Origin of the sequence: Nostoc edaphicum CCNP1411 (genome assembly GCF_014023275.1) — a bacterium.
Classification (GTDB): domain Bacteria; phylum Cyanobacteriota; class Cyanobacteriia; order Cyanobacteriales; family Nostocaceae; genus Nostoc; species Nostoc edaphicum_A.
Genome location: NZ_CP054698.1, coordinates 3,812,091 through 3,831,205, shown reverse-complemented (window position 1 = coordinate 3,831,205; position 19,115 = coordinate 3,812,091). Strand labels below are relative to the sequence as shown.

Sequence of the window (19,115 nt, the reverse complement as noted above, 5' to 3'; positions counted from 1 at the left end):
TAAAAAACGTGGTAAAGGTTTTGGGAAGTGATTAACTCCGAAAACGATATTCTATCCGAACTGGAATTTTTAAGTTTGGAATCCCGTCAAATTGATAGTATTGACCTCGCATTTGGACATTTTGAATTAAACTAACTGGAGGCATATTCACAACATCATAGCTAATCACTTGATTAGTGAACATTACATCTAAAGGATTTAATGGATGTGTACAAGTGAATATACCTTCAGAAATTTTATGTTTTGGTAATTGTTCAACCGTCACTTCAGCCTTGCTCATCCATTTACCCAAGCGAATCCATTTTGGTAATTTGAGTTCTTTTTGCGAAATGACAAAAAACTCAAATCTACTTTCTTCTGCTATTTCTTTTGCTCTGCCAAAACTAGGAATATTTTTCTGTGTTTTCTCCATTTCAACGTGGTAGTTGTTGTTAGCATACTTCCAGGTGTTGAGGATAGAATAATGATTGAGCGATCGCGCCGGAGTTACGTAAATTCCTTGTTGATTGAGTGGCGTTAGATGCTCCTCATATTTAGGCACTTGTTCGGGGCAAAAATAACGATATGAATGTTCTTCCGCAACGATAGTAGAGTAGATTTGGCTATCAACTAAACCCAGCGCATAACAAAGAGCGTAATTGTGAATTATTGGCTCTGTTTCATACAATCGCCCGATTTCACGAGTTGCGTAATAGAGGCTGTCATGAAGTTCTATTTGACAACGATAAATTGAAACCATCTTGCTTACTCCGTGACAGCAGCAGCTTTCTTATTAACCTTGGTATCTTTCTTAGGGTCTTTCTTACCTGATTTAAGAACCCATGTTTGAGCATAAATAGATGATTCATCGTTTGCTTGAGTCAACATTTCTTGCAATCGAGTTTCATTACTGGTGATAGACTTAACTTCACTCAAAAGTTGTGTGAAGGATGCACCAACAAAATCAGTATGAGAAATGCACTCTTGAGACATTAGAGCAGTAATTGCTTGTGTAGCCGCCTCTAAAACCTCGTCTTCATTGAGCGGATCAGGAGGATTAATTTGCTTGGGAGTTGCATTGCTCATTACGTCATATATCTTTTGAGTCCAGAGAAGATTACTAACAATCTCACCATCAGCAAAAATGACTCCAACTAATTCATTACGCACTCTACCAGTGCGGGTAGTCTGCGCTCCGTAATGGCGTGTTCTGAGAATATTATTGAAAACATAAAGAAATCCAGCTTCAGTGGGATCTTTCAGCGTGACAATACTGGGGAAAAAGACTTGAGGTAAGATATGGTCTTGACTATTAATACGGCTGGTTACTTCACCTTGACGGCTCATTGTCCCATTTTCAAAAGGTGCATTGAGGGTAAAGTTAAGGTGAGAATCATCAAAGGGTGTAATAGAGTACGCTGTGTCTACAACTACTTTCGACTTTTCAGAACCGGAATCACCAATAGCAAAACCATAGAGAATACAATCAGGAGTAGTTTTGCTGAAATCTACGTTGTAGTCACATTTTTCCGAGTCACCAATTTTGTAGTTACGTAATAATTCTCTACCTGTTAAACGTTCTGGTGTTGACTGCTTGCGCTTAAACATTGCCAAGCGACTAATAGGTTCTTTGTTTTCAATTCCAGCACGTACTCTTGCTTTATTGAGTTCACCATCTGTCTGGAATAAAGGATAAGATTCTGTAACGCGAATAGTAATGAAATGAACATATTTTCCCATTGGTTTAGCAGGAATTACATCGTGGAAAAATTTAGAATCGAGTGTTTTCAAGAATTTCATGATTTGATTGCTCCGATTTAGTTAGTTGAAAAAAAAAGAATAAATTAGACTGATGCTTCAAGTTCTAATTCAGGAATATCATCAGGCTCATCTTGCGGACGTGCCTTGCGTTCCTCGTCATCTGCTAGGCGATAAAGGTATTCACAAGTATCTCTAATTAAATTAAGTTGAGTACCTGCTAAACGTGCGCGATCGCTTTTAAAGCTTCCCTCAAATATTTCTTTTACAAAATACTTAGAAAACTCATAAACTGCTTGACGTTCTTCTTCGGAAGTTAAGGCAGGTTTCCACTTACCATCAACTAGAGTTAATGTTGGTTTTCCTTCAGCCGCTCTCCGTCGCACATTGTTCATCAGCTTGGCTAGACGAGCCGCTACCACATCTATTAAAGATTCAGTATCACTAGCCATAGATTTATCAATTTTCAAAATTACATCAGCAGCTTCATCAATTGGTTTGAGAATTGCATTAGCTTTAGCATATTGACTTTTGGAACGATAAAAACGACGGTAGAGTTCTGTTAACTTACGCAGTTGATTCACAGCTTTTCCTTCTGGTTCAAAATAGTGATAAAAATCCAAGTATAGGCGAACTTTCGCCATAGGTACAGAATCAATTTTGTCTTGTTTTCGCAACCATTTATTAAGGTAATGGAAGACATAGAGAGGACTGGTTTCTAAATCCCGTGCCAAATCTGCTAATTTTCCCCAATCTGGATCGCCATCCTTTTTACGGTTAACTTCCAAGTGAATAGAGTAAGCAGCAGTAAGAGTATTGAGGGGAGAAAATTCACGCTTTTTTGAACTACGAGGTAGAATGCTATCTAAACGATAGTTATCTTTTTGAATCAAAGAACGAATCGCTTGATGTTCTCCATCAATTAAAACTGTTTGTTCAAAATCAGCACCACTAATAAAAGGTGGTACAGGTGATTCTGATGCTACGACTTTCACATCGAGAATAAGCGGTAATGCTAATGCTAACCAAGCTGGTGTTACCCAAGATTCTGTATCTGTAGCGTCTCTTCCAGGCGGTAAGCCTAAAAAGAAAAATGTCAGAGTTTCATGTTCTGGAAAGCTAATTTTGAAAGTGCGGTCATCTTCTGGTTTTAGATTTTCTTTAATCAAGAGAGAATCAACTTTTTGGTAATTTTCAATTTGAAACTTTGCAACTTGATTTTCTGCGATAAAATGCTTACGCATTTCGGCATCAAACCGAGTTCGGGAAAATTGATTGTAAGCCTTTTGCAAAAATTTATTGGTTTCTGGGGTAAAAAAGTAAGTTGGATAAAGGTAAAGATAGCGATATTTGCGTCCTTCAAAATCTGCTCCTACGGCATTTGTTTGGTTCATCAAAATTTGTCTCAACATAATTTCAATTGACCAAATTGAGCAAATTTGCCGTTTAGCAGCTTGAGCATTAAATAAAATCTGACGATTACTGTAGACTTGAGGAGCAAATAAAGTCGCTGATTCCATCTGTTCAGTTACAGTATATGAAGAACTAGAAATCGCACAAACATTTTCTCGTCCTCTACCCGTAATTTTGGCGGCATTATAGCGTTTAAGTTCAACTAAAAATGAGTCTGGGTTTGGTTCTATAACTGCGCCTGTTGGTAAAGAAATAACTTGATTGACATAAGTTTTTAAGTCATCCCAGCCATCGGGCATATCCTGAAACTCTGCTAAAATTGGTCTAATAAAAGCAGCAACATGATTCACCATCCCTTTCATAACTTCCAGAATTTGAGCAAAGCTTAATCCTGAATGATTACGAAAGTATTGCGCTGCTAGGTAATACCAATCAAGAGGTACACCACCTGTTTTTTTCAAAGATTGAATTTCTCTGATGGCTGGAATTTCTGCTGATAATTCCAAATATTCAGCTAGCTTTTGTGTCAAATCTAAATCAGGAATACTTTTTCTCTGATTTTTTGCTAGTTGTTTCTGCCAATCATTAACTTTTTCGCACCAACTACCCCAAATTCCTCGACACAAAACATCACCAAATTCTGCCAAGCGATCAATGCGGATTTCATTAGCAATTTGTAAATTTAAGTGTGCTGATAGCTCGCCTTGCGCTTGATAATTTAGCAAGCTTTCGCCTCGCTTATCAGCAGAAGCAGGTTTTGAGTCTGGAAGTAGTCGAGAAGTAGCATTAATACTAACTTCCATTAATTCAACTACATCAAAAAATAACCAGTAATAATCTGCAAATTTTAATCCCTTACCACCACGATTAAAACCTGTCTGTCTTTCCTTTAGTTTCTCTGCACACAAGTACTTTATTTTGGCAATAACTTGTTCAGGAATTTCATCAGTTGTAATCGGAGGAGCATCAACAGTAGCTAAATAAACAACACCATCAGGTAGATAGAGTAAGGGTGTATAAAAATCTTCAGGATGTTCTGCAATTAAAGCATTATTGAAAATATTTGTGAGAATTCCACGATTTTCTGAAAGGGAATGATAGGTAAGTTGTAATTGATGATTGCTTAATCTTGCAAGCAATGTAGGTAAACGGCCATTTTCTACATCTCTCGGATGTTTAATGACTGAAGCAAATAAATCAGATAGTGAAACTAAGTCAATCAAAACCTGTCTAATTCTGCTATCTAGTCTTTCATCATCTAAAGGTTTTAAGCCACGAGTACTTAAACCTAAATCCGAATCATTTTTAACGCCTGCATTGCTGCTAATCTCAATGATGTCATCAATAAGTTCTTCCCATTGTTCGCCTAGTAAGTGATATAAGCCAAAATCTAAAATCTTTTTGGTAATGTACTCACGTCCCAAATTCGGAGCATCTTCTTTTTTTGGTGGTTCTTCTTCCCAATTGCGAATGATAAAATTTTGTTCTAACCAATCTCGATAGTCAGGGAATTTTTCATAGTCATGCAACAAGTAGGAAACAATAAATACAGATGATTGCAAATCTTCACAATTACGCTTAACTGGGTTTGTGCCTATTCCTTCTGCTTGTAACTTCTTCAAAATTCGATAGCTGGGAAATAGACCATTGAGTAAGTGAGCAAGTACAGATTGGTCGCCAGCGTTGTCTCTACGAACAGGATTTTTACCTGCGGCTGCGCGTTTAGCATTTATAATTTCTATCGTGACTTCAAAGAATTTACCGCCTTTAGCGGTTGCGCCTGCTAACTGCCGAATTAAATTAGGTAAGACATAATCTGCAAACTTTTCTAGGATGCGATCGCCTTCATTTCCTTTTGCCTTTTTTACAGCTTCTTTAAATAACCGAATAGTGAGAAGTTCGCGTTTGACAGGCGATTCATCATCTTCATCTTTTGCTGAATCAAAATCTGGTACTTCTTCCGGTAAATCATCATCAAATTCGTTCATTAATTTGCTTCCTCGCTTTCAATAGCTTGATATTCGAGTATTTTTGCTTGTTGAATAATCCATAATTTACCTATCACATCGGCGGATTCTAGCCCAGTGATTAATATTTCAATAGCTTCACGCCAATCAGCAAATGTGTAGCGAGAGGGTAGACGGATAATTACAATTCCTGAATAGTTAGAGGGATTATATTTCAGACGATTTCCAAAACCGCGATCGCAAGTGACTAAACATCTACCCTCACGACGACAAACATCAATAACTTCGGGATCGGGTGCAGAACTTAAGCCTTGTCCTGGTACTGTTGCAACATCGTGTCCTGCTAATTGCAATAAAGTTACAACGCGCAAGTCGATATTTTCATCTAGCTTTAATTTCACGCACTTGCTTCCTTTTTTTTTGTCAAAGGAAGTTCCACAAAAACATCCCGCGCCATCTCTGCACCGTAGGCGATGCAAGCCAATATATCTTCTCTTTCTATGCTTGGATAAGCTTCAAGAACTTCTTCAATTGTCGTACCACCAGCTAAATAATCCAAAATTAGTGATACCCAAATACGATGTCCGCGAATGCACGGTTTACCAAAACAAATATTTGGATCAATGGAAATACGAGAAAGCAAATCATTGTTAGTCATGTAGCTTCACCTCTAATAGCCTCTAGTTCTAACATATCCATCCTTCATCGTCCTTTGGCTTCCAATGCCAAGTTAAGGTTTCCAATAACAGCGCGTCTTGTCCAAAAGTAATGGTGTAGCGAGGACTTTTATCTTCTGGCTCATTAGTGAGGGGGTAAGCTTGAAAGTGCATAGGTAATCCGAGAGTGGCGCGTAAAAAGTTGCGATCGCGGTCTGAAATGAAGCACACTAGTTTACGTCTACTCACAGCATCACTAATTTGGTTGATACCGTAGCCGTGTCGTTGCGAAATCTCTAAACCTTGTAGTTCGTGTTGTTTATCTGGTAGAACTTGCACCTTACCAGATTTAGCTAATTCTCTCAGATTGCCTGGATAATAGAAGTGCCAATCTTCCCGCACATCCCGATAGCCTTTGAACTTTAAATAACACAAAGCTTTATCAAAGCGAGTAGTAATTACTCCAGCTTTCTCGGCTTTTTCCATAAAGCTATTTTTATCCCATAACTCGAAAATAAAGTTATTGAGAATGCCAGGAAGGTTATACATTTTAAATCTTTCTGCTTCTGGCTCATCTGGATTAGTTAAGTCATAAATTGCACAATCTAACTCGCTACTTCCCCGAAAACTCCTAGCCTCATCAATAATTTTTGTTTTTCCTTCACTCTGACAGCGATAAAACTGTGCATTCATCTGTTTAATGCTAATTCCCAAAGCATTTTGTACACTAGTACCAAATTTCTTAGCCACCTCTGGATATTTCTCTTTGATATGATAGTTTCCTTGCAGCTTTGAATAGATATAAGCTGACTGTATACCACCCCATCGCTGAGGATATCGCTCAAACTTATTTTTAAATGTCCAAAATTCATTAATGGCATTATTAAAAGTAATGCGGTCATAAGTTTCACCATCTTCTAAAGGATGAGATTTATCTGTAAATAGCCTTGCAACAAGAAAGTTAGGTATTAAAGCATAAGCTTGATAAGTTTCAAAACCTTCATGTCTGCCAAGTCTACCAAATCGTTGAATTAAATTTCCTGCATCAGCAGCTTCAAAAACTAAAAAATTAATCCGAAAGTCTACGCCAACATCGATTGTAGATGTACCCAAAAGTAAATCTGCTTCGGCAACTGATTGAGATTTTTCTGTTTCTCCTGTTAAGCCAGTATTTTCTCTAACCTTCCATCGCGGTTCAAAAATAGGTTTTAGCTTATCTATTAGCTTTTTAACTGCGGCGATGGAATTTAAAATAATTGCACCTTTGCTGTTAGGATAGTCTTGAAAAAACTTTAAAATCACCGTTTCAGCATTTTCTTCTATCCATTTATAGCTAGAACTCAGATTAGGCTCTATTCCTTGAGCAAAGCATAAGTTAATAGGTTGACTAATCTGCCGCCACCCATCGGTCGAATCATCTGATGAAAATTTGTAAGCTCCAACAGCATCTGGAGCAATTTCTTTATATCTAAGTTGAGCCTTTTCTAGAAAAGTCTTTAACAATTCATTAGGTGTAGCAGAAAGGAAGAGAAATTTTTTATGATTATCGCCAGTGTGTTTCATTAAAAGTATTGTATTGATAACACTAGCTATTTGCGGTGATGAAAAAATATGAAATTCATCATAGATAAATAATTTATAATTTTCATCTATACGTCTGAATAACCTGTCAGGATTATCTATCTTTCCTCTCAAGTAGTAAAAATTATGGATGTAATGGAAAATATCAGGATTCGTCAGCAGAATTTCATAGTTAGTAGAAAAATCTTCTATCCCATCTCGTTTAGAAGACAGCTTACCAGTAGCTATATATTTTTCTAAAATAGCCGCATTTAAACGATTAATTTGAGGTTCGTACTTGGGTTTAAATTTATCTTTGTATCCTTGAACCTGTTTTTCTTGATCTCGTGCGAGTTCATTTGTGGGATACATTGCTAAAGTGTACGTGCGATTTGTCATTGCTGACAGATAAGCTGCCAAGCTTTTACCATCGCCTGTCATCGCTCTATTGAAGACAACATCAATATTTGGGTCTTGTAATGCTTGATAGGTTTCTGCTTGATGCCAAGAAAGCGACCAATCTTTAGGTAATTTCACCCCGTCAGGTGTGCTAACGGTTTGAGAATAGACAGGTTTGAGATTTATGCTGTAATTTTCGGACATATCCTTGAAAATTCCTTGCAAATGCTTAGTTTATCTAAACTGCTATGTTGAAAGAATGACAAACTTATGAATTCAAGCAATTTCTGCCACCAATGGCGGCAGTTTTTATTTATGTGCTAAGAAATACCACCCACAAATTTCTGCAACCATTGGTTGCAGTTTTTTAGATGGGTATAAAACATCTCCAGCCTATTTCTCGCACCAATGGTGCGAGTTTTTCAATTTACTTAAAAACTGTCCGTAACTCGTTGTTATTCCTTATAATGCCATGCAAAATAGAAGTTGCCAAGATATATCCGTATAAAAGTGTCCGTATAAAACATGAGTCGAAAAGGTCAATCTATTACACTGTCGATATCAGAACGTGATAAAGCCGAGCTAGAAGCGATCGCTCGTGAATTCGGTATGATGTGGGGAGAAGAGCCTAATATCTCTAAGTTAATTAAAGCGATCGCTCAACGTGAGTTACTCATCGGTAATAATAACGATTGGAAAGAACCACGCATTAGGGCATTACATAGATGTATCAATGCTTTGACAGACATCGGGCAAATTGAACAAGCCCAAATCATTGCAAACTTACTTCTCGAACGCAGCGAATTATCATTACCGTTGCGGGGCGAAATCGAACGTTTCTTAGAGAATTTGCCCCCACCTTGGCGCTTAGAAATAGACCGCTATATCTTGCGCGAACAGCCCTTTCAGCTTTCATATCAAGATGCAGCAGAGCGTGTGTTTAATTTTACCGTTCGCTATGCCAAAGTTACACCCCACGAAAAGCGGGTATATCTTGATTGCTGGTGTGAAGAGACAGAAGGAAACTTTGATATCCCAGAACTGGTTCACAACTGGAGTTTGCGATTAGACAGGATTACTGAAGCTGCTGTCATGCCAATTTCTGGTGATTGGCGAAGTTTAGCTGAGATAGAAGTGGAAATGCACCTATTTGCTGGCTTGGCTTTTGCCTATCAAGCTAAACCAGAAGACAATATCAATGAGTGGCTACCAGATAAAGCGCGAGTCCGGCGAGTTGTTAGGCGAGTATCTAGTACATTTTGGTTTAGCCGCGAAGTCATGCAGTATACGCCAGATTGTGTAGTGATATTACCAGAGAATGTGCGCGATCGCTTCAAACAAAAACTCCTTACCCTCTGCAATCTATACGATATCGAAACTAGGAGTTAAGTCTTGTGAGGTAGGCCAAAAAGCCTACTCTATTAATTATTTAGTTTACGCTCCGGGTTTAAAATAATCAAAGAGGCGATCGCCTGAATCTGCGCGAATCAATGCTACAACTACATCGGGTAAGGCAGCTAAACTTGGGTAAACCAAATAACGCGCTTCCCAATGAGGGTGGAACTTGTCTTTGTAAGTGTGCAGTCCCTTGAAATTGTAGAAGTGATTCAAATGCTCGTAAAGATAGTGCAATACTTTCTCCAAGCGGCGCGATTCTGGGTTTTCTCCTACTCCCGCAAGGGCAGAAAGACCGAAATTAAAGCTATTGTAGCCATACTCTTGAAAATGCTGGAGCATGGAAATAAAGAGAAAGTCCATTGTGCCATTTTCAACTGATGGGAGGTGTCGCATCATGTCAATAGTCGCTTCGTTGAGTTGGTACTCGCGGACAATGTTGGCAAAAGCACTGATCTGACCTTTGGGATTATGCACCACAGCAATCTCGCACTCTCGCAGGTAAGCTTCGTCAAACCAACCCAAAGAAAAGTGTTTTTCTGAACCTTGTACCATTTTCAACCATTCATCACTCACCGGTTTGAGCCGATGTAATAAATCATTGGCGATGGGTGGTTGGTAAAAGTCGATTTGGTATCCTAGCTTAGTTAAACGGTTGATTGATGTTCTAAAGTTTTTACCAGCTTTACCTTGTAACGTAAAACTTTTTAGGTCAACGATCGCTTCTTCTCCAATCTTGAGTACTTTAAACCCCAATGACCTGTAAAGCTCAACATCATCGGGCAAAGTTTGGTAAAAGCCAGGATACCAGTCATTACGCTGGCAAAACTGCCAGAAAGCAATAATTGTCTCTTTGCGGTCTTCAACGGGGCCTATGGGATCTCCTAACGCGATCGCACCCCGTCCCTTGGGAACATAAGCAATTACACTATTACCCGAAGGACTGAAATAATAACTTTTATCATTTAAAAGTGTGAATGCTGCTAAAGAAAAACGTCCATATTGCTCGACAATTTCTTTAGCTCTTTGCCGCTCATTTGTGGTTGCTAGATTCCGCCAAAACACAGGTTGCAAGAGCATTACTATTGCATAAGTAATCGTAACTGCGGCAATAATATAGATAGAATTAGCAAAAAATTTTCCAAATCGGCTTTTTGGTTGCAGTCCCAAAAGTCGCTTAAGCTGGGCAATTTGGCTGACAGCTTTGGGCTATTTAGTGATGATTGGGTACGATATTTTGGGTTTTAACTACATTAATCGTTCTTTAAGTTGGAATAAGATAGCCTTCACTAACTTTATTAGCTCTGCATTTAGTAATACCATCGGTTTTGCCTTGCTGACTGGTAGTGCTATCCGTTATCGATTTTACTCAACTTGGGGAGTGTCAGCAGTTGCGATCGCTCAAGTAATTGCTTTCGCCAATTTTACCTTTTGGTTAGGGATGTTTGCCGTTGCAGGTTTCTTGTTCCTCATCAAACCCCTCAATATTCCCACTCAATTACATTTACCTTTTGCTACTGTGCGTCCCATCGGCGTAATTTTTCTGCTATTAGTTGCGGCTTATTTACTAGGCAGTATTTTTATTAGAAAACCACTAATAATTCGTGGACATGAATTTCGATTTCCTTCTTTTAAAATATCCCTGGCTCAAATAGTGATTTCTAGTTTTGATTGGATTTTGGCAGCGGCAGTTCTTTATGTTTTACTTCCTAGCAATAGATATTTGTCATATCTAGACTTTTTGGGCATTTATTTACTAGCGATGTTTGCAGGTGTGGTTAGTAATGTCCCCGGTGGTTTGGGAGTATTTGAAACTATAATTTTGCTGATTCTCTCCTCAAAAGTTTCTGCTACGGCAGTTTTTGGTTCAATGTTAGCTTATCGGGGAGTCTATTATTTCTTACCTTTGCTAGTAGCAGCAGGTTTGCTCGGACTTTATGAAATTAGATTTAGAACGGAAAACTTACAAAAATGAATCATAAAGTCCAGTTTCAGTATGAATACTAATAGATCCCCAGCTTCTTAAATAAGTCAGGTATCTAAGAATTTCAAGTAAGTAAAATCAATAGCTACTGCTAATTTTAGATGCAATATCTTCACAAATGACGGTAAAAAATCATAATTTTTGCTGAGGCGATCGCTAAACAAATACCACGAAAATAGTAACAGTTAGTTGCAAATTTTGAAGTAGATTTTCATAAATCATCATCAAAATTCGGTTTTACTATTTGAGGATAGAAATAATCATGAAAAACAAAGTATTGTTTGGCGCTATATTCATGGCAACTTGGGTAGGAACATTAATTCCTAGCGCTTTTGCTGCTTCACCTTGTTCTGTAGGACAAAAGGCTGAGGTTCTTTGGAAGGAGGCATGGTATCCGGCAACGGTGCTTAAGGTTAATAATGATAATTGCTATATTACATACGAAGGTTACGATAGCTCATGGAATGAATGGGTAGGCACTGGACGCTTTCGGGCATCATTTGAAGCTGGAGATGCAGTAAGAATTTTGTGGAAGGGGAAATGGTATCAAGGGCAGGTTTTAGAAGTTAGTAACAATCTTTATAAAATTACTTATGATGGCTACGATAGCTCTTGGGATGAGTGGGTTGAACCTTCTAGGGTAAGCAGATAGAGAATATCTCACTTTTATAAGTTTAAAGGGACGATTTCACCTGTTGGAGTCGTCCCTTTAAATTTATAACAAGGGCGGTTATAAACCTTAGCTACACGAGGCTTTACCCATCTCCGTGGGTTTCAAACCCTCAATTTTTTCTTAGTCCATGTCTAGAAATGGTATCAAACTCTTATTACTCCGAGTTTTCTGTGATTCTGTGGCAAACCGCTTTGCGTCTACGATTTTTCATTACCTGTGTGTAAGTCCTAATTTTATTTACTTTTAAAGGGAACATGGCACTTTAGCAGCAATTGTCGCAATGTCCACAATGCAACTTAGCTGCTTCTTTATCAAAACCAAAGGCGTTTAACAAAAACTGCCAACGACACTGCTTAGTTGTTAGGTATTGCTGCATTTGTTTAGCAGCGTGTAATTGCGTCGCTGGCTGATTTCCCGCTTTTTGAGCAATGGTGTAATGGAAAGGGTCAAGCCAGTTTAACTGACCACTGCTGTGGAGTAATGCCAGAGCCGTAGCACCTTCGGGAAATTGTCGGGTTACAGTATTCACTTCTCCCTGTTTTGGTAATTTTTTCACAAGTTGCTGCGCTATTTGTTGTTGCGATCGCATTTGCTCTTGAAAAAACTCCTGTCTTTGCTTATCCTCTGGATCTAACCACCCCGTAGGTTCACTCACCAATGTCAACGCTTGGGCCGGTTTCCCATCTCGTCCAGCGCGGCCAATTTCTTGCACATATTCAGATAGCAGATGTGGTGCGTGAAAATGTGCCACCCAACGGACATCACTTTTATTTATCCCCATGCCAAACGCACAGGTGCAAACGACAAAAGGCATCTTACCACTTAACCAGCTTGCTTCTACTGCACGGCGTTCGGTTGCACCTAATCCCGCATGATAACTAGCCGTAGCGTAACCCATCTCTGCTAACCATTCAGCTAAATCTTCGCTATCTCGCCGAGTGCGAACATAAACTAATCCCGATTGTTGCGGTCTATTTTGAATAAACTTTAATAATTGTTGTTTTCTACCTCGTGGTGTCCAAGCAATGCGAACGCTGGGATGCAAATTAGGACGGTAGGGATTCAAGCGAAAAATCTCTGGTTGCTGTAATTGTAAAACTGTTTGAATAATTTTTTGGGCTGAGGGGTCAGCAGTAGCGGTAAAAGCGGCGATACTGATTTTTGTTCCTGGTGGTTTTGATTTTAGCAATGCCGGACGCACGGCTCCTAATCTGCGGTAAGCTGGGCGAAAAGTATCACCCCACTGCACTAAACAATGAGCTTCATCTAAAATCAAACCATTAATTTGCAATTGCGGGTGACATAATCTTTCCCACACTGGCGCACTTAGCAAAGTTTCTGGTGATAAATAAAGTAATCTTAGCTGTTGACGTTCTAAAGCTTGCAGCGTTGCACGGCGTTGAGATGAAGATAATTCACTATGCAAAAGTGCTGCTTTTTGATGGCTTTCTAGTAGTTCCTGCACTTGATTTTCCATCAAAGCAACTAAGGGCGAAACTACTAAAGTTAATCCTGTTTGTAGGAGTGCAGGAAGTTGAAAACAAATCGACTTTCCTCCACCCGTAGGCATAATAATCAGCGCATCTTTCTGTGCCAATAAACTGCTGACAATTTCTCCCTGTGGCGGACGGAAATCTTCATAACCCCAGATTTTTTTAAAAGCAGCAAGAACTTCTTGCCAAGATTTTGTTGTAGGCTGATTCATAATCAATAGTAGATGCACCAATATCCTTGAACACTGAATATAGCCTCTACTAACCAGCTAATGGTTCAGTAATTTCATCATCTTAGTTTTCAAAGTACTGACTGTAATAATGAATTAAAATGAATTATTATGCATCAACATATTAAATAAAACATTCAGCCAAATGAACGAAGAATTAAAACACAAGTTTTACATCAGCACTGATAAATCTAAATTAGATACTCAAATGATTCATGATTTTTTACAAACTTCCTATTGGGCTGAAAACATCCCGTTAGCTACTGTTGAAAAGTCAATACAAAACTCTTTATGCTTTGGACTTTATGAAGATAATCAACAAGTTGGCTTTGCCAGAGTCATAACTGATTATGCAACTTCTGCGTTATTAAAGGATGTTTTTATTCTGGAGCCTTATCGAGGACAGGGTTTAGGAAAATGGTTTGTAGAATATATTTTGGAATATCCAGAACTGCAAGATTTGCAAAGGTGGTTGTTAGGTACAAAAGATGCTCATGGACTTTATCGCCGTTATGGGTTTAAAAATTTGACAGAGCCTGAAAAAATCATGATGCGTTTAAATTCTAATACTGATTAAGCATAAGTAAGAGGATATTTTAAAAGTATTAAACGAGTAGAAGTCGCTACTACACAAACATACGTGCTTTGCTGCTTACCGCAGGGTAGTCCATGCAGTTGGATTGACACAAAATCTAAAGTTCTGCTAACCTGCTTTTGTCTGTATAGCCGCGACTTATAGTCGCTAGGGCTGCTTCTAAATCCTGAAATTTACTCTCTTGATGAAGAAATTCATAGGTATATAAATAATTAGGTAGTTTTCCTTATTTTTTATTTAAAATTGACATTACGATTCTCCAATATCTCAGTTATGTTAATTAACAATTATTAATCTAAAGTCACTCCTTCCCCACAGTTTTGTAAACTAATGCCAGCAGTTCTTTCTTGAGATATTTGCAAACCATTTTCATCTAAATAGCGGACTTTGAACTTAATACGTATCCCCTCGCCAGAATGAAGTCCAAATATACGAGTTAAAAAAGAATCTCCTATAGCATCAACACCACCATGAGGACTAATCGTACAACAATCAGGATTATCTTTAATATATTCATCAAAACTTTTATACTTGATAAATTCGTGATATTGCATCTTACCTGCAATTTTAATACGTAATTGTTCTGCATTATTTAGAGAATCAAAAGCTAATTTAAGCTTATCTTTCTCGCTGAGATAACGCATCTTAGCACAGCAAAATCCTGAATAATTTAAGCTAAAGTATATGCTTAAAATGGTTAACGGGAATCCGATGAAAAGGAAAATAGCTAAAAAATAGGTGCGGTTCATTATTGAATCTGTGATAATTTAGATAGTTCTTCAGTTAAAACATCTTGCAGTCAAATCCAATTTCTATCTAAAAAAAATTGTATTAGTGGAAATTTGCCCCTATAGGCACAAAGTTATAATCTGATTATTGTTAGATTTTGCATTATTAATCTCCGATACATTTGAGTTGTTTAATAGGTATAGTATGTCTCGCTTTAGTTAATAAAAAGCTAGGGATACATAGCTATAGTCCCCTAAAAATATATGTACTTAATGTGATTAGGTATCTTTATCAAACCAAATGGATACTGGACGACCACAGTTCCGTAAAGTATTTCCAAAACGTACTTCTTGTACTCTCTGATTACCGTTTTCATCTAAATAACGTACTTTAAAGTTAATGACTGTCAAATCGCGAAAACCAAGTCCAGATATACGATCTAAAAATGAAGACTCTGGAATAAATGAAGCCTGTGCAATCTTGTATGGTTCCCCGTAATTTATAGAACAACAGTCTGGATTTTCTTTGATATATTCATCAAAACTTGCATACTTTATATGTTGGTAATATTCTAATCTTCGACCTATATATACAGGTAATGTATCCTCCCTATTGTTATAATCAAAAGCCATTCGTAACTTTTCTTCATCACTTAAATAACGCATCTTTGCAAAACAAAAACCTGAATAATTTAAGCTATAGAAGATGCTTAACAAACTTAATGGTATTCCAATTAAAATGAAAATAGCTAAAATAAGGATACGGTCTATCATTGTATTTCCGGGATTGAATTTACATAGGTCTAAGTCAAAACCATTCTCAGACCAAATCTAATTGCATTACATTCCCTTCAGAAAAACCGAGGCTGGAGTAAACGGGTTTACCTGATGGCGAAGCGTTAAGAACTACTCGCGTACAACCGATCGCTTTTAAATATTCAATTGCTCTATTAGTTAAGGATTTGGCAATTCCTTGTCTGCGGTAAGGCTGTTCAACATAAACGCCCCAAATATATCCAAATTTACGGTATTCATCTTTGAAAACATTCGGGTATAAACCTGCAAAGAGTTGACAACTTACAGAACCCACAACGGTATTATCAACCTCTGCAACAAAAGCCTTGTAAAACAAATCTCGACGCGCCTCTTCTATGAATTTGAGGGTAATATTCTGGCACTCCAGAAGGATATCACTCTCATCAACACCAATATCTAGCCACATTTGATAAAAGTGTTGTGCAATCAGTAAGTCTTCTTTGCTAGTGGCTTCTCTGATAGTTATATGTTTTTCTGTCAGCATAATTTCCAACGAATTTTTGGAACTCACACAAAACTCCTCCCCAAAGTTGGCTACCGTGTACACAGAAGTCGAATTACCCCCCTTAATCCCCCCTTGCCAAGGGGGGAAACAAGAAAATCTATCTAGTTCCCTCCCCTTTGCAAGGGGAGGGTTAGGGTGGGGTAAAACCCTGATTAATCAGCTATTTCAGACTTGTGTGTACACCGTAGCCAAAGCTGGGGAGGAGTTTGTTAGCATCAGCTAAAAACGCGCAGATTGACAAATCCGATCTCAGACTTTCTGTGCAGTTACTTCCTCTGGCTTTTGTTGAGTTTGCAAAGATGCATACAACCTATTCAGCGCATTTACATAAGCTTGCGCGGATGCCACGATAATATCTGTGTTCGCTGCATGACCAGAAAACACTTTAGATTCATAACGTAGACGAATCGTCACTTCTCCAATGGCATCAATACCGGCTGTTACTGACTGCACAGAAAACTCAATTAACTCGTTGGGTACATTCACCACCCGGTTGATGGCTTTATAAACTGCATCCACTGGCCCAGTACCGATCGCAGCATCAGTTAATTCTTCACCTTCTGGGGTACGCAGGGTAACTGTAGCAGTAGGGCGGGCGTTGCTACCACAGGAAACTTGCACCAACTCTACCCGGAACAAATCGGGTGCTTGTTGGATTTCATCGTTAACGATCGCTTCCAAGTCCCAATCAGAAATTTCTTTCTTTTTATCTGCTACTTCTTTGAATCTAACGAAGGCTTTATTTAACTCAGTATCTGACAGTTCAAAGCCCAATTCTTTCAACCGAGTACGGAAAGCATTTCTACCTGAATGTTTGCCCAAAACTATTTGATTGTCTGTTAAGCCAATCAATTGGGCATCCATAATTTCGTAGGTTAGCTTGTTTTTTAACACCCCATCTTGGTGAATCCCAGACTCATGGGCAAAGGCATTTGCCCCAACGATCGCTTTATTTGGTTGTACCAACATTCCCGTCAAATTAGAAACTAAGCGTGAGGTTTTGTAAATTTGTCGGGTGTCAATATTTGTCAGAGATTCTTGAGAATCTTCTGGTCTGCCGAGATAAGGGTTAAAATATTGTCGCCGCACATGCAACGCCATTACCAATTCTTCTAGTGATGCATTTCCGGCACGTTCGCCAATGCCATTGATTGTACATTCTAGTTGCCGTGCGCCGTTTTTGACGGCTTCCAAGAAGTTAGCAACTGCCAAGCCTAAATCATTATGACCGTGAACGGAAACAATGGCTTGGTCGATGTTGGGGACATTTTCGATAATGCCCTTAATCATGGCTCCAAATTCGCTAGGTGTTGTGTAACCTACAGTATCGGGAATATTAACTGTTGTTGCACCAGCTGCGATCGCTCGCTCTAAAACTTGATACAGAAATTCTGGATCGGTACGAGCCGCATCCATTGGCGAAAATTCGATATCTGTCATGAAGGACTTGGCATAAGCTACCATTTCTTCTGCGATCGCTAACACCTCTGCCCTTGACTTCCGTAACTGATACTCTAAATGAATATCAGAAGTCGAAATAAATGTGTGAATTCTGGCATTAACTGCTGGTTTTAATGCTTCCGCAGCTGCTTCAATATCTGCTTTAATGGCTCTTGCCAAACTACAAACTACCGGGCCATTTTCTATCCCAACAACTTGAGCAATCTTCTTGACTGCTTCAAAATCTCCGGGACTAGCAAAAGCAAAGCCGGCTTCAATTACATCTACACCCAGACGCGCTAATTGTTTGGCAATAACTAGCTTTTCGTCTATATTTAAAGTCGCTCCCGGACACTGCTCTCCATCTCGCAATGTTGTATCAAAAATGATGATTCGATCTGTTTTGTTTGTCATTTGCCGTTTGTTGTTTAGTGTTTACGTGTAGCTCAATATATCTTCAACCTTAGTTTTTCTTTTACTCTTACCTTTGTAAATAATTGCTAAGGCTACTAACCTTCGGTTTTTTCTATTTGATCTCTGATATCATTTAAATCTATATATCTATCAGTAGCGTTGCGTAACTCTCTAGCGATCATTCCTTCAGTTGATACTACCGTAATATGTGTATTTTTTGAGCGTAATAGTTCTATTGCTCTTTCAAAATCCCCATCACCACTGAATAATACTACTCGGTCATACTGGTCAACTGTATTAAACATATCTACAACAATTTCAATATCTAAATTCGCTTTTTGTGAGTAGCGACCGGAAGTATCATCATAATATTCTTTAAGAATTTTAGTTCTGACTGTATATCCTAGACTAATTAGAGCATCTCTAAAACCTCGCTGATCTTGCGGGTCTTTTAAGCCAGTGTACCAGAAGGCATTAATTAATGTTGTTTCTGATTGCTCATGTTTGAAGTATTCTAAGACTCGCCGTGGGTCAAAAAACCAGCCATTTTTTTGTTGAGCATAGAACATATTGTTTCCGTCTACAAAAATAGACAGACGATTCATTGGAGAACCCATACAAATTTACACCTAATAATATATATGAATTTAGATGGAACAATAGATTATAGCAATTTTCAAATGCCTTGTTTGCTAATATCTATAAAGTAGCTCTTTATCTATAGCTTTTATCCTACCTCTTTCAAGGCATAAAAACGGATGCAACATTGGAGTTGAGATCCTGGGTGCTAACCGTATTCACCTCCGACACTACAAGAGCCACCCGGTGATCAAAATCTACCAATAAAATTGACCCAGTAACAGCATTCATCGCTGCATAACACTAAAGTTTACTCCTAAAGAGGTATAGCATAGGCTTAAGGTAGGATATAAGTTAATGCCCATCTTTAGGTAAAGCTTTCAGTCTCAGGACACGCTTTGTAGGGACTACCAATATTGCGCCAAAGACAGAAGACAGAATTGGGACAGCTTTGGGTAAAGCACCCAGTTAGAAGCGTACTTGTTGGTTAGGTTAGGGTGAAATCTCACCACAACCAAATGCACAGGCAGA

Annotated in this window: 16 protein-coding genes and 1 pseudogene; 4 read left to right on the top strand and 13 right to left on the bottom strand. The window is 38.4% G+C overall.

Translation table 11 applies throughout. The features are described from left to right. Positions 1–31: 31 nt before the first annotated feature. Genes cas5d through cas3 form a run of 6 tightly spaced genes read right to left on the bottom strand, consistent with a single transcriptional unit; the run spans position 32 to position 7,936 of the window. A complete protein-coding gene (gene cas5d / locus HUN01_RS18715; RefSeq protein ID WP_181932509.1) occupies positions 32–739 on the bottom strand; it encodes a type I-D CRISPR-associated protein Cas5/Csc1 in 708 nt (235 codons plus the stop codon). A 5-nt stretch (positions 740–744) separates the two neighbouring features. Then, the gene (cas7d, locus tag HUN01_RS18710; protein ID WP_181932508.1) at positions 745–1,779 is read right to left on the bottom strand and encodes a type I-D CRISPR-associated protein Cas7/Csc2; all 1,035 of its coding nucleotides are present in this window, start codon (positions 1,777–1,779) and stop codon (positions 745–747) included. A gap of 44 nt (positions 1,780–1,823) precedes the next feature. Next, positions 1,824–5,138 (bottom strand): type I-D CRISPR-associated protein Cas10d/Csc3, encoded by a 3,315-nt coding sequence (gene cas10d, locus HUN01_RS18705; RefSeq protein WP_181932507.1) that lies wholly within the window; start codon positions 5,136–5,138, stop codon positions 1,824–1,826. Next, positions 5,138–5,518: a DUF5615 family PIN-like protein gene (locus HUN01_RS18700; RefSeq protein ID WP_181932506.1), complete on the bottom strand. Its 381-nt coding sequence runs from the start codon at positions 5,516–5,518 to the stop codon at positions 5,138–5,140. Before HUN01_RS18700 ends, cas10d begins: the two co-directional genes overlap by 1 nt. Continuing rightward, positions 5,515–5,775 (bottom strand): DUF433 domain-containing protein, encoded by a 261-nt coding sequence (locus HUN01_RS18695; RefSeq protein WP_181932505.1) that lies wholly within the window; start codon positions 5,773–5,775, stop codon positions 5,515–5,517. Before HUN01_RS18695 ends, HUN01_RS18700 begins: the two co-directional genes overlap by 4 nt. A gap of 28 nt (positions 5,776–5,803) precedes the next feature. After that, positions 5,804–7,936 carry a type I-D CRISPR-associated helicase Cas3' gene (gene cas3 / locus HUN01_RS18690; RefSeq protein WP_181932504.1) on the bottom strand — a complete coding sequence of 711 codons (2,133 nt, stop codon included), beginning with the start codon at positions 7,934–7,936 and terminating at the stop codon, positions 5,804–5,806. A gap of 321 nt (positions 7,937–8,257) precedes the next feature. Between cas3 and HUN01_RS18685 the strand changes: the two genes are divergently transcribed. Continuing rightward, positions 8,258–9,121, top strand: a complete 864-nt coding sequence (locus HUN01_RS18685; RefSeq protein ID WP_181932503.1) for a WYL domain-containing protein — start codon at positions 8,258–8,260, stop codon at positions 9,119–9,121. 45 nt (positions 9,122–9,166) lie between these two features. Here the strand turns inward: HUN01_RS18685 and HUN01_RS18680 are convergent. Next, positions 9,167–10,294: pseudogene (locus HUN01_RS18680) on the bottom strand (bifunctional lysylphosphatidylglycerol flippase/synthetase MprF); the annotation flags it as partial. Between the two features lie 52 nt (positions 10,295–10,346). Between HUN01_RS18680 and HUN01_RS18675 the strand changes: the two are divergent. Both HUN01_RS18675 and HUN01_RS18670 read left to right on the top strand, forming a co-directional pair. Then, positions 10,347–11,102, top strand: coding sequence for a lysylphosphatidylglycerol synthase domain-containing protein (locus tag HUN01_RS18675; protein WP_238846334.1), 756 nt, complete (start codon positions 10,347–10,349; stop codon positions 11,100–11,102). 271 nt (positions 11,103–11,373) lie between these two features. Further along, positions 11,374–11,763 carry an agenet domain-containing protein gene (locus HUN01_RS18670; RefSeq protein WP_181932502.1) on the top strand — a complete coding sequence of 130 codons (390 nt, stop codon included), beginning with the start codon at positions 11,374–11,376 and terminating at the stop codon, positions 11,761–11,763. Between the two features lie 283 nt (positions 11,764–12,046). Here the strand turns inward: HUN01_RS18670 and HUN01_RS18665 are convergent, their stop codons facing one another. Continuing rightward, complete coding sequence (locus tag HUN01_RS18665) at positions 12,047–13,489, bottom strand: RecQ family ATP-dependent DNA helicase (RefSeq protein ID WP_181932501.1); 1,443 nt, start codon at positions 13,487–13,489, stop codon at positions 12,047–12,049. A gap of 163 nt (positions 13,490–13,652) precedes the next feature. Here HUN01_RS18665 and HUN01_RS18660 point away from each other — a divergent pair, with 163 nt between their 5' ends. Beyond that, on the top strand, positions 13,653–14,084 hold the full coding sequence (locus HUN01_RS18660; RefSeq protein WP_181932500.1) for a GNAT family N-acetyltransferase: 432 nt from the start codon (positions 13,653–13,655) through the stop codon (positions 14,082–14,084). A gap of 308 nt (positions 14,085–14,392) precedes the next feature. Here HUN01_RS18660 and HUN01_RS18655 read toward each other — a convergent pair whose 3' ends face one another. The 5 genes from HUN01_RS18655 to HUN01_RS18635 all read right to left on the bottom strand — a co-directional run bounded on the left by HUN01_RS18655 (position 14,393) and on the right by HUN01_RS18635 (position 18,622). Next, positions 14,393–14,851, bottom strand: a complete 459-nt coding sequence (locus HUN01_RS18655; protein WP_181932499.1) for a hypothetical protein — start codon at positions 14,849–14,851, stop codon at positions 14,393–14,395. Between the two features lie 258 nt (positions 14,852–15,109). Beyond that, positions 15,110–15,604 (bottom strand): hypothetical protein, encoded by a 495-nt coding sequence (locus HUN01_RS18650; protein ID WP_181932498.1) that lies wholly within the window; start codon positions 15,602–15,604, stop codon positions 15,110–15,112. A gap of 46 nt (positions 15,605–15,650) precedes the next feature. Beyond that, positions 15,651–16,157: a GNAT family N-acetyltransferase gene (locus HUN01_RS18645; protein WP_338044550.1), complete on the bottom strand. Its 507-nt coding sequence runs from the start codon at positions 16,155–16,157 to the stop codon at positions 15,651–15,653. A gap of 243 nt (positions 16,158–16,400) precedes the next feature. Beyond that, positions 16,401–18,005 carry a 2-isopropylmalate synthase gene (locus HUN01_RS18640; protein WP_181932497.1) on the bottom strand — a complete coding sequence of 535 codons (1,605 nt, stop codon included), beginning with the start codon at positions 18,003–18,005 and terminating at the stop codon, positions 16,401–16,403. A gap of 95 nt (positions 18,006–18,100) precedes the next feature. After that, complete coding sequence (locus tag HUN01_RS18635) at positions 18,101–18,622, bottom strand: LabA-like NYN domain-containing protein (protein WP_041565194.1); 522 nt, start codon at positions 18,620–18,622, stop codon at positions 18,101–18,103. Positions 18,623–19,115: the final 493 nt, after the last annotated feature.

Excerpts from the sequence above, each read along its gene's own strand:
- cas5d (WP_181932509.1), bottom strand. The coding sequence starts at position 739 with ATGGTTTCAATTTATCGTTGTCAAATAGAACTTCATGACAGCCTCTAT.
- cas7d (WP_181932508.1), bottom strand. The coding sequence starts at position 1,779 with ATGAAATTCTTGAAAACACTCGATTCTAAATTTTTCCACGATGTAATT.
- cas10d (WP_181932507.1), bottom strand. The coding sequence starts at position 5,138 with ATGAACGAATTTGATGATGATTTACCGGAAGAAGTACCAGATTTTGAT.
- HUN01_RS18695 (WP_181932505.1), bottom strand. The coding sequence starts at position 5,775 with ATGACTAACAATGATTTGCTTTCTCGTATTTCCATTGATCCAAATATT.
- cas3 (WP_181932504.1), bottom strand. The coding sequence starts at position 7,936 with ATGTCCGAAAATTACAGCATAAATCTCAAACCTGTCTATTCTCAAACC.
- HUN01_RS18685 (WP_181932503.1), top strand. The coding sequence starts at position 8,258 with ATGAGTCGAAAAGGTCAATCTATTACACTGTCGATATCAGAACGTGAT.
- HUN01_RS18675 (WP_238846334.1), top strand. The coding sequence starts at position 10,347 with ATGATTGGGTACGATATTTTGGGTTTTAACTACATTAATCGTTCTTTA.
- HUN01_RS18670 (WP_181932502.1), top strand. The coding sequence starts at position 11,374 with ATGAAAAACAAAGTATTGTTTGGCGCTATATTCATGGCAACTTGGGTA.
- HUN01_RS18665 (WP_181932501.1), bottom strand. The coding sequence starts at position 13,489 with ATGAATCAGCCTACAACAAAATCTTGGCAAGAAGTTCTTGCTGCTTTT.
- HUN01_RS18660 (WP_181932500.1), top strand. The coding sequence starts at position 13,653 with ATGAACGAAGAATTAAAACACAAGTTTTACATCAGCACTGATAAATCT.
- HUN01_RS18655 (WP_181932499.1), bottom strand. The coding sequence starts at position 14,851 with ATGAACCGCACCTATTTTTTAGCTATTTTCCTTTTCATCGGATTCCCG.
- HUN01_RS18650 (WP_181932498.1), bottom strand. The coding sequence starts at position 15,604 with ATGATAGACCGTATCCTTATTTTAGCTATTTTCATTTTAATTGGAATA.
- HUN01_RS18640 (WP_181932497.1), bottom strand. The coding sequence starts at position 18,005 with ATGACAAACAAAACAGATCGAATCATCATTTTTGATACAACATTGCGA.
- HUN01_RS18635 (WP_041565194.1), bottom strand. The coding sequence starts at position 18,622 with ATGGGTTCTCCAATGAATCGTCTGTCTATTTTTGTAGACGGAAACAAT.